This is a genomic window from Mycoplasma zalophi, from assembly GCF_025486335.1.
Classification (GTDB): Bacteria; Bacillota_I; Bacilli_A; order Mycoplasmatales; family Metamycoplasmataceae; genus Metamycoplasma; species Metamycoplasma zalophi.
Genome location: NZ_JAOOPZ010000002.1, coordinates 1 through 14,583, shown reverse-complemented (window position 1 = coordinate 14,583; position 14,583 = coordinate 1). Strand labels below are relative to the sequence as shown.

Here is a 14,583-nt window from a genome sequence, read left to right as displayed (position 1 = left end):
TACTCCTTAAATATTATAAAATTTGTCTTCTTCGAAAATACTAAAAATTTTATTTGCATCAAGATATTTTTTTAGCAATTCAACCATTGTGAAAATAAAACCTTTTTCTAAATTATGAGAAACATTAATAACGTTTATATTCATTTCATCATAATTTATAAAATCACTTCATTTTGCATCACTTGTGATTATCAAATCAGTTTCACCTTTGAATTTATTTATATCACCTACAAAACCAGAACCTGGAAAAAGTATAAAATTATTTATTTTTGTTTCTAAAGCGTGTTGTTTAATATTTGTTTGAATATTCTTTACATTTGCCTTGTTTTTTAATAAATTTATAAGTTCTAAGGGTGTTTTATTTCAGTTTATTTTCAGTGAAAATTCACTATTTATTTGTTTAAAACCTTTATCATCTAAATTAAGAAGTTTTAATATTCCTTTTACTGTAAAAAAATCACTTTTATCGAAAGCAGTATGAAAACTATAAGTATTAATTTTATGTGCTTTTAATGTTTTATATAGATTTTTTTTATAAGGATATATTTCAAAATCCTTTGTTTTTTCATAAAAAATGAAGGGATGATGAGAAATTATTAAATTACAATCATTTTTTATTGCTTCTTGAATAACTTTTGAAGTTACATCATGGCAAACTAAAACATTTTTTAAATTCTTTTTCCCTGCTAGCGGAATAGAAAATCCCACAGGATCTCAAGGTTCTTTAAGATTTAAATTAATATCTTTTGATAAATTATCAATTAAGTGTTTTGTTCTCATTTTAACTTGTAAAGAAATCTTTTAGTTTTTTGCGTTTTTGAGGGTGTTTTAGTTTTCTTAAGATTTTTGTTTCAATTTGTCTTACTCTTTCTTTTGAAATTCCTTTTTCACGAGCAAGTTCATCTAAAGTATATGCTCTATATGGTATACCGTTTTCGTCTTTGCCAACACCAAAACGTTTTCTTATTAAGACTCTATCTTCTTCATCTAAATAATTTTCAAGCATGTCATCAATAATTACAGATAATTCCTCTTGTGAAGAAAAATCAACTGGATTAATCACGCTTTCGTCTTTTACAAAATCACTAAAATTTGAATTTTCTTCTTTTCCTATTGATTTATCTAAAGAAATTGGGTCGATATTTATTTTTCTAATATATCTTACTTTTTCAGCATCCATATCGCCACCATAACGCATAGCAATTTCTTCATCTGTTGGTGTATTTCCGTTTTCTTGTTGTAATTCACGCTCAATTTTAATAATTTTGTTAATTGTTTCAACCATATGTACTGGAACTCTTATTGTTCTTGCTTGATCTGCTACTGCACGAGTAATAGCTTGACGAATTCATCATGTAGCATATGTTGAAAACTTAAATCCTTTATGATAATCATATTTATCAACTGCTTTTAAAATTCCCGCATTACCTTCACTAATTAAGTCAATAAAACTTAATCCTCTATTTTTATAACGTTTAGCATTATTAATTACTAAACGTAAATTACGATTAATTAAAGTACTACGCGCTTTTTTGTATTTTCTGTCGTTGCCTTCTTCAAGTGCTTTTTCCATTTTTATAGCTAGATCTTTTTCTTCTTTTGGTGTTAATAATTTTCCATATTTACCAATTCAACGCATGTATCATTTAACAATATCATTTGTTTCAGAAAGATTATTAGAAAGTGAATCATCTTCAATTGAATCTTTGTCATAATAATCATCATCTTCATCATAATCTTTTAATAAATTAACAACATCATCATCTTCATCATAATCGTCATTTGATTCTTCAAATTCAACATATTTTTCAGTATCATCATAAAAATCTGCATCTAATGAATCATCATCTTCATCTTTTTTTACTGTTGAATCATCGTGGAATTCATCAATATTAAGTTCTGAATCATCTTCTAAGTCATCAGAATCTTCAAATTCAGAAGGTTCTTCATCATCTAAATCATCACTGTCTTCTAATTCTAATTTATTTTTTATAGAATCTTTACGAAATGCATCCTCTAAATCACTTTCTGTTATTTCTTCTTCATCATCTTCTAAAAGATTATCTTCTAATAAATTTTCTTGAATTAAAAGATCAAAAATCTCCACACTTTCATCAGCGTCTAAAAATAATTTATTGTCATCTAAAAATTTATAGATATCTTCATGTGTTAGGGTTTTTTTACTTTTATCAGTTTTTTGTTTTTGTGCTAATAATTTTTTAAATGCCTTTATTAAATCTTTAACTGATTTTTGCTCATCTTCTTTTATTGTACTCATTTTTGCTCCTTTTTATTCTTGAGTTTTTTCTATTATTTTCATAAGCTGATCAAATGATGTTTGTTCATCATTAATCTGCTCATTGTTTTCATCTAAATCGTTATGAAAATTGCTATAAAAATCTTTAAATTTAAATAAATTATCTTTTAAATAATTTTCTTCTATTACTTCATTAGGATCTAGTAATTTAATAAAATCTTTTAAATCTTTAGTAAATTTATCAGTTGTTGTTTTAGTTTGTTTTAATGTTGTTATTCGCGACTTTTTATTAATTTTAGTATCATCAAAATCTAAAATCATTTTCTTTCATTTACTATTTGAACTTCTAATAACTTCACGAAAGTTATACCAATAAGTAATATTATTTAATATCTGCACAGCTACATAACTTGCTAGTTTATAAAAATCTGCTCGTGGTGTATCTTTTTTCACCATAACTTTTCCAAAATTTCTTTTTCGCTGAATATGTAAATTATTTTTTGTATTAACTACATACATATTGTTATGATAATTTTGTATTAAAAATAATTGAAGATTTTTGAAATAATCACTGTCTAATTTGTTTTGTAAAATTGCTTTTTGTTTTAAAATTTCCTGGTCGTATTGACCTAAAATCTTTCAGAATTCATTAAATTCTCCCAATAATAGTTGCTTTTGTTCTAATGATTTACCATAATTTGGGTTTTCAAAAATCAAATTATAAATATAATCTAAATAACCTATTTTTTTTGTAATTGTTTCCTTTAACATTGAACCATCTTGTGATAAAAAATAAATTTCATCTGGATCATTTTTTGTATCATTTTTGACTATTTTTACATTTAATTCATATTTTTTTAAATTATTTAATATTATTTTTAAATTTTTTATTGTTGCATTCTTACCAGGTAAATCACCATCAAAAAATAAATTTATCGTACATTTTTTTAATAAAGACAAATGATTTTCTGTTAATGTTGTTCCCATAACTGCTAAAGCATTATTGATACCAACGCGATAAAGAGCAACAACATCAAATTGTCCTTCGACTAAGTAAACATCCCTATCAATTGCTATATTTTCTTTTACATTATTTCAATTAAAAAATAAAGAATTTTTTTTAAATATTTCATTTTCAGAAGTATTTAAATATTTAACATCATCACCATCAACTGTTCTTGCGCTAAAACCAACACAATTTAGTTTTGAATCATAGATGGGAAATATCAACCTATTATTAAAAAAATTAATATTTTTATTATTTGAACTTGAAATTGAAATTTTTGATAAAGTTGTTTCGTCAAATCCTTTATCTTGTAAATATTGAAAAGAATTTATTTCACTTGAACTAAACCCCAATTTAAAGTGATTTTGGATTTCATCAGTAATTTTTCTTTTTAAAATAACGTCTTTTAAATTATTATTTTGATTTTTAAATTTATGAAATTCATATTGAAATAAATTATTTGCAGCTTCTGTTGCTTCAAAAAGTTCTGTTTGTTCTTGTGTTGTATTTGTTGAAAATCTATTTAACTTTGAAATATCAAAATTAATTTTAGAAGCGATTTTTTTTAAAACTTCAATAGGTGTTAGATTTAATCTATACTCTAAAAACTTAATTGCGTTTCCTGTTTTATGACAACCGAAACAGGTAAATATTTGTTTTTCAGGACTAACAATAAAAGACGAGGTTTTTTCATTGTGGAATGGACAATTTGTTTTGTAATTTTTTCCTGATTTAGTTAAATTACAATATTCAGAGATAATATCAACTATATTTATTTGGTTTAATACACTTTTTCAAATATTTTGGTTATTATCTGTCATTATAACTTTCTAAATATTTTTCAATGTCATCTATACTAATTCTTTCTTGTTGCATTGTATCTCTATGTCTGATTGTTACTTTATTATCTTCTAGTGAATCATAATCAAATGTAATTGAAAAATATGTTCCAATTGCATCTTGTCTTCTATAACGTTTTCCAATAGAACCTGATTCTTCATATGAAACACGAATACCTTTTGATTTTAAATTTTTAAATATTTTTTTACTTTCATCTGTAAGTTTTTTAACAAGTGGCATAACACAAACTTGATAAGGGCTTACTTTATATTTTGTTTTTAAAACTGTTCTCAATTCATTATTCTCTAATGTTTCTACTTCATAAGCATCAACTAAAATAGCAAATAATAAACGATCAAGACCCATTGAAGGTTCAATTACATAAGGAACAATTTTTTCACCTTCATCAGTCAAGTAATATAGATTTTCGTTTGAGAATTTAATATGTTGACTTAAATCATAATTACCACGATTTGCTATCCCCATTAATTCTCCTCATCCAAACGGAAATAAAAACTCAATATCACTTGTTCCTTTTGAATAATGACTTAATTCTTCTTTTTCATGTGCTCTAACTCTAATTGAATCTTGTTTTAATCCATTTTTTAAACAGAAGTCATAACATTTTTGAATATAATAGTTATAAAAATGTTCATCTTGATTTTCAAAACAGAAAAATTCTAATTCCATTTGTTCAAATTCTCTTGTTCTAAAAATAAAATCTCTTGGAGTTATTTCATTACGGAAACTTTTTCCTATTTGTCCTATTCCAAAAGGTAATTTAGGCCTCATAGTTCTTAAAACATTTTTAAAGTTAACAAAAATACCTTGTGCTGTTTCTGGTCTTAAAAATGTTGTGCTTGCAGTATTATCTATTGCTCCCGCTTGTGTTTTGAACATTAAATTAAATGGTCTAATTTCTGTTCAATCACATTTAACTCCATCATATTCTAAAACTTCATTTTTAATTTTTTGTTCCATTTGATCATGAGTCATTTTTTCGACATCTAAATCTTTGAAAAGATCTTTTAAAATATGATCTGCACGGTATCTTTTTTGATTAACTTTATTTTCTATTAAAAAATCACTGAAATTTTCTAAATGTCCACTGGCTTTTCAAACCATTGGATTCATAATAATTTTTGAATCGATTTGATAATTGTTTTCTTCTTCAAAAATAAAGCTTTGAATTCATTGATTTTTTAAAGCATTTAACATATTTGTGGCAAGCGGACCATAATCTCATGTATTAATTACTCCACCATAAATTTCAGAGTCTTGATAAACAAACCCTGAAACCTTTAAATGATTGATTATTTCTTGAATATTTTTATCTTTATTTAACATAGTACCTCATTAGCAAAATAATTTTATATTATATCATAAGATATAAGTTTTTGAAAACAATAAGTTTTTCTTTTTAAAATAGTGCTATTTTTAATATTTTTTATTGCAAAATTTAAAGAAAAAATACAAACTTTTAACATTTGAAAAAGATTTTTTTCTTTTTATATAATATAATTAAAATATGTTTGACTTTATAGGTAATAAAATACAAAAATCAATTGAAAAAATGAATAAAAAAACCATTATAACTGAAGATGATATAACAGAAATTATCAGAGAAATTAAGTTATCATTGTTAGAAGCTGACGTTAATCTAGAAGTAGTAAAAGCTTTTACAAAAGAAGTAAAAAGAAAAATTCTTGAAAGTGGTAAAATTGGTAATTTAAACGCTCAACAAACAGTTATTAAAATATTTAATGAAGAGTTAATTAATATTTTAGGAAAAAAAACTATTTCAATTGAAGTAACAAAAAAACCACTAACAATTTTGATGATTGGTTTACAAGGTAGTGGAAAAACAACAACATCTGCGAAATTAGCAGCATATTTAAGAAAGAAAAAAATTATAGAAAATCCTCTTTTAGTTGGTGCTGATATTTATCGTCCAGCAGCAAGGGATCAATTAGAAAGTTTATCAAAACAAATAAGCGTTGATTTTTATACTGAAAAAATCAATGATGCTGTACAAATTGCTCAAAATTCATTAACAATAGCAAAGGATAACAAAAACGACGCAATAATACTAGATACAGCTGGACGTCTAGCAATCGATGAAACTTTAATGGATGAATTAATAAAAATTAAAAAGAAAACAAACCCAGATTACATATTTTTAGTAATTGATGCTATGAGTGGACAAGATGTAATTAATGTTGCGAAAACTTTTAATGAAAATTTAAAAATAAATGGAACAATAATTACCAAATTAGACTCTGATGCTCGTGGTGGTGCAGCATTGAGTATTACTCACTTATTAAATATTCCAATTTTATTTATAGGAACAAGCGAAAAAATTTCTGGAATAGAAATTTTTCACCCTGACAGAATGGCAAACCGTATTTTGGGAATGGGTGATGTTTTAAGTTTAATTGAACAAGCTGAAAACAACATAGATGAAACAAAAGCTAAAAAAATATCACAGAGATTTTTATCTGGACAATTTACTTTAGATGATTTAATGGAAACTATGGCACAAATTAAAAAACTAGGGAAAATGACTAAGATAATAAAAATGATACCTGGACTTTCTAACAAAATTAATGAAGAACAAATAGATAAAGCAGAACAAAAATTCACAACATACCAAATTCTTATTAATTCAATGACAAAACAAGAAAGAAAAAATCCTAAATTGCTAAAAATAGCAGAAAGAAAACAAAGAATCTTAAAAGGTTCAGGAAGATCTGCTCGTGAATATAACTTGCTTGTAACAGACTATGAAAGAATGGCAAAACAAATGAAAGAAATGTCAAGTGGTCGTGGTGGATTTAATTTAGGAAATATAGGTGGATTAAGCAATCTATTTTAAAAATTTATATTTACAATCTTTTATGGTTGTAAATTTTTATTTATTTAGTATAATTTACCATCATGAACACAAAAAACACTTATTTTTTAAACAAAATTAAACAAAATAGAAAACCAATAACAATTGCAATCACTGCATTTTTATTAATTTTTACTATAACAATAATTGCAATTTATATTGGTTTAGTTGACGAAACGAAAATAAATAACAATACCAAGAGTCAAGGACTAGAAAATATTTTTTTAAGATATGCAAATATATTTTATTTTACAAATTTAACTAATTTATTTTCTTTAATAACATTACTTGCATTAGCAATAAAAGAAAATAATAAAATTAAACAATTATTTTTTCATTCTATTGTCTTAATAACTATTACATTTTTAATTTATTGATCATTAATATCTTGACAATCTAATTGAAAAAATATTTTTGAATCATATAAATCTTTACATACACATTTAATTAATCCACTTATATGTTTTATATTTGCTTTCATATGAAAAGATAAACTTTTATTTAATAAAAAAGATAAATATTATGTAGTTATATATGTCATGATTTATTTCATTTTTGCTTTAATTTTATACTTAACAACCTACTATTTCAAATACAATCAACAAAACGCTGTGGTTATTTATGGATTTTTAGATTTTATAAATCCCTTTTTCTATCATGGCAAACAATTAGGCTTACAAATTGTTTTAAATATTTTATTTATTGTTGTAGGATTTACCTTACCATTTTCAATTTGTTTATTTTGAACAAAAATATTGAAATTAAAAACTAATGTAGTTAAATAAAAGCAAAATAAAAAGATGCATAAAGCATCTTTTTATTTCAATTTAAATTTAATAATTTTTTCAGCAATAACCTTGTTTTTTATATGACGATAGGCATCTGCTACATTACTAATTTTTTCTTTATCAATAATTTTTTGATCTAAAGCATAAATTTCCATCCAATGAAATTTTTCATATGAAGCATTTTTTTTAGATTTAAACAATGACCATTGATATTTTTTTGATTGAATAAGTTTTTTAGTTTTTTCTGGAATTTTTAAATTGTTTCAATATGAATTATTAATAAAAATCTTGTTTTTGTCAGATTTTATTAAATCATCTTTATTTAAAAGCGTTCAATCGCTATTTTGTGCTTTTATTCCTAAACAACTAAATTCATTAACAACCATTCCTCACTCATCAAATGAATTAGAATCATAAATAAAAATCGCATATTCTTTAACATTTTTAGGATTTTTGATTTTTATTTGTGGTGTTGAAATCTTAAAATTTATTTTTTGAATAGTTTCATCATCATAATAATATGGTTTTGGTAAATAATAAATATTTTCATCGAGTATCATATCCTTAATATTTACTTTTAATGTTGAGATTTCATCGTGTTCATTATATACATAAAATAAACCGTGTGTTGTTGATTCTTTTTGATAATTTCTGCCATCTTCTACATATGCTTGGGGGCTTGAAAAAGTTAAAACTCCTTGATCAATTGTGTGATCATTTATAATTTCTAAAAAATCACTTATATACATTGGTTTAGTTATGTCTCATAATTCCTTAACATCTTCAAAATCAAGTGCATAAACCCGACAAATATAAACATGGTCTTGATCAGGCGGAAAAGGTCCGGTATATAAATTTGCATTTTTACGCAAAAAATTATGATCCAAAACAGGATTTTGTGGATGCTGTGATAATGAATTTTCAATTTGAAAATAATTTTTATTATCAAGAATTGAGCTATTTTCTAAAATAAAATTTTCTTTTATGTTGAAAATACCTCAGTGAACAAAACTAAGACCAACAACCCCCGCTGCTTCATGATCAAACATTAATACAGCATAGCTTTTGGCATTTTTTACTTCATCTCAACCTATGTGTGGAGAATTAGTTGAAACTAATGAATGATTTGAATTTAAAACATTATAAATATTAATAGATTTTGAAAAAACTTTCATTACTTATTCTCACTTTGTATTTTTTGTTGCTTTTTTAAATTTTTTATTTCTACTTTTAAGCTAAAAATTGCTAACATAAATTTTCTTAATACGTTTACATATCTTATTTTTTTAAACAATCTTAACTTAAATTCTTTTTTAGTTTGTTCTTTAGCATTTGAAAATATGAAATCATAAATACTAAATGTTTGAAATTCTTTTAAAAGTATTTTTAAGTATTTATTTAATATTTCTTTATGTTCATTAGTTAATCAAATAATATTATCTATTTTTAGTTCTAATTTTTTTGTATCTAAATTATCGTTTTCAAAAATTTTATAAACTAACAATATACTTAATTTAATAAATTCTATTGTTTGTTTTTGATTTTCTTGTCTACTTACTTCACTTATAATTTTGTCAAAATAATAAATTATTTTATAGTGATTTAAAATTAGTCATTTTTCTCATGCTTCATCAAAAATATTAAGCTCAGAATAATTTTTTAAATTTATTGAAAAATTCATAAATAAAAAGTCTGCAAATTCTTTAAAAATTTCTAATTTTGATAAGTAATTTCTTAAATATTTATATCTTTCATCTAATTTATGATTTACTAATGTTTCAAGCAATGAAGTAGTTAAAAGTTCAGTAAGAAAAGTGTAGTTTATTTGCTTTAATTCAATTTTTGATTCCAAAATAAAAGAAGCACTAAATAAATTTTTTATAATTGCATAAATTAATTTTTGATTTTTAATTGTATTGTGTTTTGCATTTTGAAAATCTTCAATTGAAAAATGATTACTAAATTTTCGCAAGGTATTTAAATTATTTTGCAGTGCATTTAAAAAATTATTAACTGATTGCCCTGCTAAAATATGTAAAATGATTTGTTGAGCTCATTTTTTTTCCTGTAAATAATCTAACAATAAGTCCTTTGTTTTATAATTTTCATTTGGCGAAGAAAATTTAGTTTCTATAAATTGAATAATTACTTGTTTAATATTTAAATTTAGATCACTTTCTAAGTGACTTATGTATCAAGCTATTTGATTTTTATTTTTTAATATATCTAAAACTTCAGTTTCATAATAATCATCTAAAAATAAATGATCAGTACGATTTATTCCTAATGTCATCACCAAAACTGACATATCATCACCTAAATTTAATATTTTTCGGTGTGATAAATAATCTTTTTTGTACTGATTGATACTTCTTAAATAATGCAACACTTTTTCTTTATTATTCTTATATGAATCTATTACAAATTTATTTTCTAATCCTAATTTTACAATCATATTTTGTGCAATAAATTTATACATTTTTTCAGTAGGGTGGATATCAAAATATGATTCATATAAAAATTCTTTGTGTTTTGATAGAAAATCTGATTCATCATTGTCAATATACATACAAGCACTTTTATTTGCAGCTAATTTTAAAGCTGAATTTAAATATTGCATAAAAATATCAATAATAGAAATATCTTGAATTTTATTTTTCAAAAATATTTCATTTACTAAATATTCAAAATGAATAAACGGTTTAGAATATCCCATAACAACAATATTTGTTTGAGAATTGAATGATTTAATTACATTAATTAAATTTTCCATATACTTTGTTATTTTTGAAGCTCTTAAAGCTAATGAAGCATTAAGCTGTTCAAGTGCTTTTTCAATATTTTCTTTTGATTTTTGATTTTGAAGTTCTTTTAAATCTTGAAGTGGAAAAAAATTAATTAAATCATGCATTCCTAAATTAATTGTAATTAGGTTTGCTTGTTTAATTTTTGTTTGAATATTAGTTAAGTTTGTTAAATAATGATCATATTGATTTTTAAAAGGATTAGTTTTTTCATTGTTAAAAATATTTGCAAAATTTAAAATTCTCTGAGTATCTTGACTCAAATTAGTGTTTTGTATTAATTCAATATATTGTTTAATTTTTATATTAGGTAAACTAAAATTATCAAATTCTTTTAAATAACCAGGATTTAAATTATTAATTATTCTGGCAAAAAATGCTGGATAACTTAATCCTATAATTTTATTTTCTTGTTTGTTAAATTTCCCTAAACTCAAAAAACCAAATTTTGAATTAAATCCACCAGAAAATTCATCACCTATAGCAAGGTAATTTAGATTATTGTTAATTTCAAAATAATCAAATTTTATTTCATTTTTGTCTTCTAATTCATTTTGTAAATTCATAGAAACTCCTAATCGTATATAACATTATTTAAATTTTTAAAATAATTTACCAAAAACACATAAACCTGATTAAACTGTACTTGTTTATCATTATTAATATATTTTTTCATTCTTGCTAAAGTAATGATATTTTCATAAATTTTTTCTTCATCTTCAGAAGCTTCTAAATTTAAAAATTTCAGTGCCTCAGGTTTGTATTTACTTACTAATTTATATGCTTCATAAACAAATTCTTTTAAATCGATACTATCTTTTTTAATTGAACCAATAATAGCAAGTTTTATAGCTATATCTTGATTTTCAAATTTTGGTCAAAGTAAGCCAGGCGTATCTAAAACAAAAAATTGATCTTTACAATTTACTCACTGTTCACTTCTTGTAACACCAGCTTCATTTCCTACTTTAGCTACTTTTTGTTGTGCTAAAATATTAATTAATGTACTTTTTCCACTATTAGGAACACCTAAAACCCCTATTTTGGGTGGTGGGGTTTTATAACCTTTTTTTAAGTTCTTTTTTGCTATATTCATAGTAACTTTTTTAATTGCTTTTGTAATCAATTGATATGATTTACTAGCATTTTTTAAATTTACACTAACTAAAATATCATTTTCATTATTATAAAGTTTTTTAAGTTCATTAAAACGATTTAAATTTGTTAAATCTGTTTTTGTAAAAACAAAAATACGAGGTTTTTGCGGCGCTATTTTATCAAATTCATGATTATATGATGAAATTGGAATTCTACTATCTAAAACAATTAAAAACATATCAAACAAAGATTGTTTTTGTTTGATAATGTCAAAAGCTTTTTTCATATGTCCGGGAAATCAATTAATCATGTTTACCTACTTATTTTCTTGCAATTTAGCAATAATTTGTTGATATTCTTTTATATCTTCAATCAATTCATCAATAAAAATATCTACTTCTTCTGGATTATATCCATTTAAAGTAGCATTGAATTTATGTTTTTGAATTTGTTCTATTGAATATTTAGCCACTAATCCTCTTTTAATAAATAATCTTTTGTTTTTTGTACTTCAAATTTTGATAAATGAACAAAATCAAGTTGTCTTAAAACTTCATATAAAACAACTATAACACTATTTGCTAAATTAATACTTCTAGCAGCTGGTGTCATAGGAATTCTTAAACAATTGTGTACATTTTTTTGCAATATTTTTTTTGGTATACCTGTACTTTCAGTTCCAAACATTAATCATATTTCTTCATTTGAATTAAACTCATTTTTAAAATTAACATCAGTATAAGTTTCTAATCCATATCTTGTAATGTAATAAATGTTTTTATTACCATACTTATTTTCAAAATCTGCATACGAAGCATGTATTTCATGCTGTATATCACTTAAAAAACGACCTGCAGCTGCTCTTTTCATTCAATGTGGGTGTAAATCAAAAGCAATAGGCCTTATAATGTGTAATTTTGCATTTGTGCTAAAACATGTTCTTATGATGTTTGCTGTATTGGGACTTATTTCAGGCTCATATAAAACTATATTAATCATATTTAAAATTATAAATTAATTAAATATTTTTTAAAGTAGAAAGCTTATTTTATATTTTTATAAAATAAGTTGCATTTTTTCAACTTTCCTTTATAATTTAATAAATATTTAAGGAGTTAATATGGATAGAGATTCAAAACAAAGAAGATTTTTATTCGCAATAGATTTGGATGGAACATTACTTGCAAACAGTGCTACCGGATCTATTCACCCAAAAACAGAAGAACAAATTAAAAGAGCTGTAAAAGAAGGTCATATTGTATCAATTATTACCGGTAGACCTTGAAGATCAACAAAACCTATTTATGAAAAACTTGGTTTAAATTCAATTGTTGGAAATTATAATGGAGCGCACATTCATTCACCTGATGATCCATTTTTTATACCTACTATAAGTTATTTAGATTTAAATGAAGTTTTATATATTCTAGGTGATCCGAAAGTAGAAAAAGAAATTTCAAACTATGCAATTGAAGGGCCTGATTGAGTCCAATTAAAATATCGTGATGAAGCATTAGAAAAAGTTTTTAACTTCAATAGCGCAACAAAATTTAGAGAAAGTATTGAACTAACAAAACTTCCTCTAAAACCAACAGGAATAGTATTTGATGTTAAACCAGAAACAAATGTAACTGAATTATTAATTTATCTAAAACGTCGTTATGGAGACTTAGGTGAATTTTCTAGTTGATCAAAAGGTGAAGGACTAACCCCTGTATTTGATATTACAAGTATAGGAGTTACAAAAGGAAATGTTATTTCATTAATGATGCGTTATTACAATATTGATATCGATGATACAGTTGCTATGGGTGATAGTTTTAACGATGCAAGTATGTTTAGCATTGCGAATGTTGGAATGGCACCTGCAAATGCTGAAGATTACATCAAAGCACTTGCAAGTGATTTATCTAAAAAAACAAACAAAGATGGAGCTGTAGGTTATTTTATGGAAAAATTCTTAAATAACCCTGATAAGTTTATTAAAAAAGCTAAAAAATTTCACAATGAATTAGATAAAGAAAGACTACAAATTGTAGGAGCTGATCATTTTAATGAAGAATAGTGACTACATAGGTTGTGATGAAACTGGAGTTGGTGATTTTTTTACACCAATAGTTTTTGTTGCCGCTTACATTGAGGAAAGTAATTATTCAAAAATAATAAATTTAGGAGTCAAAGACTCAAAAAAAATCACTGATAAAAAAATTTTAGAAATTGCACCGCAAATTCAAAAATTAACTAAATATTCTAAAATGATTTTGACTCAACAAGGAAACAATAATCTTGCTAAATTTTTAAATGCTAATGAAATTAAATTATTGTTTCACTACAAAAACATTAATAAATTACAAGAACAAATCGATAAACAAGCTTTTATTGATCAATTTTCAACTATTAACTCAATTAAAAAATACGAACAAAAATTACTAAAAACATCTTTAGGATTTAATCTACCAAAACATGAAGTAATTTATGAAACAAAAGCTGAAGATAAAGTATTAAGCATAGCTTGTGCAAGTATTTTAGCTAGATACTTTTTATTATTAGAAATGCAAAAACAAAATCAAAAATATAATGTAACTTTTCCATTAGGTGCCAGTTCAAAAATTATTGAATTTGGAAAAGAATTTGTAAAATTTTATGGAAAAGAAGAGATTTCTAAAGTTGCAAAAACAAACTTTAAAACAATAAAACAAATACTAGATTAGACAATATAATAAGTTCTAAATACACAAAAAGCACAAATTTGTGCTTTTTTTGCTCTTGTTTGGTTTCAAGACAAGACAAAAAATCTTTATAATTTTGCTTCAGAAGGTGGAACTCCAAATTCTACAAATAAAATATTTTATGAAAAAGGTAAAATACCGTTCGTAAAAATAAATGACACAAAAAAC

Annotated in this window: 13 protein-coding genes; 4 read left to right on the top strand and 9 right to left on the bottom strand. The window is 23.9% G+C overall.

The window, feature by feature from the left end:
- Positions 1 to 6: 6 nt before the first annotated feature.
- The 4 genes from N8G13_RS01170 to N8G13_RS01155 are packed head-to-tail and all read right to left on the bottom strand — an operon-like array spanning position 7 to position 5,450.
- A complete protein-coding gene (locus N8G13_RS01170; RefSeq protein ID WP_262289126.1) occupies positions 7 to 780 on the bottom strand; it encodes a Nif3-like dinuclear metal center hexameric protein in 774 nt (257 codons plus the stop codon).
- A gap of 1 nt (position 781) precedes the next feature.
- Positions 782 to 2,278 (bottom strand): RNA polymerase sigma factor, encoded by a 1,497-nt coding sequence (locus tag N8G13_RS01165; protein WP_262289125.1) that lies wholly within the window; start codon positions 2,276 to 2,278, stop codon positions 782 to 784.
- 12 nt (positions 2,279 to 2,290) lie between these two features.
- Entirely contained in the window at positions 2,291 to 4,084 is a 1,794-nt protein-coding gene (dnaG, locus tag N8G13_RS01160; RefSeq protein WP_262289124.1) for a DNA primase, read from the bottom strand.
- A complete protein-coding gene (locus tag N8G13_RS01155) occupies positions 4,074 to 5,450 on the bottom strand; it encodes a glycine--tRNA ligase (protein WP_262289123.1) in 1,377 nt (458 codons plus the stop codon). Before N8G13_RS01155 ends, dnaG begins: the two co-directional genes overlap by 11 nt.
- A 181-nt stretch (positions 5,451 to 5,631) precedes the next feature.
- On the opposite strand from N8G13_RS01155, the gene ffh reads away from it, so the two are divergent.
- Both ffh and N8G13_RS01145 read left to right on the top strand, forming a co-directional pair.
- Positions 5,632 to 6,978, top strand: coding sequence for a signal recognition particle protein (gene ffh / locus N8G13_RS01150; RefSeq protein WP_262289122.1), 1,347 nt, complete (start codon positions 5,632 to 5,634; stop codon positions 6,976 to 6,978).
- A 62-nt stretch (positions 6,979 to 7,040) separates the two neighbouring features.
- Positions 7,041 to 7,781, top strand: a complete 741-nt coding sequence (locus N8G13_RS01145; protein ID WP_262289121.1) for an MAGa3780 family membrane protein — start codon at positions 7,041 to 7,043, stop codon at positions 7,779 to 7,781.
- Positions 7,782 to 7,813: 32 nt separating this feature from the next.
- Here N8G13_RS01145 and N8G13_RS01140 read toward each other — a convergent pair whose 3' ends face one another.
- From N8G13_RS01140 to N8G13_RS01120, 5 genes are read right to left on the bottom strand one after another with little or no spacing between them, the layout of a single operon-like run.
- Positions 7,814 to 8,959, bottom strand: coding sequence for a YbhB/YbcL family Raf kinase inhibitor-like protein (locus tag N8G13_RS01140; RefSeq protein ID WP_262289120.1), 1,146 nt, complete (start codon positions 8,957 to 8,959; stop codon positions 7,814 to 7,816).
- Positions 8,959 to 11,154, bottom strand: a complete 2,196-nt coding sequence (locus tag N8G13_RS01135) for an SGNH/GDSL hydrolase family protein (RefSeq protein WP_262289119.1) — start codon at positions 11,152 to 11,154, stop codon at positions 8,959 to 8,961. The genes N8G13_RS01140 and N8G13_RS01135 overlap by 1 nt, the downstream gene beginning before the upstream one ends.
- Before the next feature lie 8 nt (positions 11,155 to 11,162).
- Positions 11,163 to 11,996 (bottom strand): ribosome biogenesis GTPase YlqF, encoded by an 834-nt coding sequence (gene ylqF, locus N8G13_RS01130; RefSeq protein WP_262289118.1) that lies wholly within the window; start codon positions 11,994 to 11,996, stop codon positions 11,163 to 11,165.
- Positions 11,997 to 12,002: 6 nt separating this feature from the next.
- Complete coding sequence (locus tag N8G13_RS01125) at positions 12,003 to 12,158, bottom strand: DivIVA domain-containing protein (protein WP_262289117.1); 156 nt, start codon at positions 12,156 to 12,158, stop codon at positions 12,003 to 12,005.
- On the bottom strand, positions 12,158 to 12,685 hold the full coding sequence (locus N8G13_RS01120; protein ID WP_262289116.1) for a tRNA (cytidine(34)-2'-O)-methyltransferase: 528 nt from the start codon (positions 12,683 to 12,685) through the stop codon (positions 12,158 to 12,160). The genes N8G13_RS01125 and N8G13_RS01120 overlap by 1 nt, the downstream gene beginning before the upstream one ends.
- Positions 12,686 to 12,806: 121 nt before the next feature.
- Here N8G13_RS01120 and N8G13_RS01115 point away from each other — a divergent pair, with 121 nt between their 5' ends.
- Both N8G13_RS01115 and N8G13_RS01110 read left to right on the top strand, forming a co-directional pair.
- Complete coding sequence (locus N8G13_RS01115; RefSeq protein WP_262289115.1) at positions 12,807 to 13,751, top strand: Cof-type HAD-IIB family hydrolase; 945 nt, start codon at positions 12,807 to 12,809, stop codon at positions 13,749 to 13,751.
- Positions 13,741 to 14,397: a ribonuclease HIII gene (locus N8G13_RS01110; protein WP_262289114.1), complete on the top strand. Its 657-nt coding sequence runs from the start codon at positions 13,741 to 13,743 to the stop codon at positions 14,395 to 14,397. The genes N8G13_RS01115 and N8G13_RS01110 overlap by 11 nt, the downstream gene beginning before the upstream one ends.
- Positions 14,398 to 14,583 lie beyond the last annotated feature (186 nt).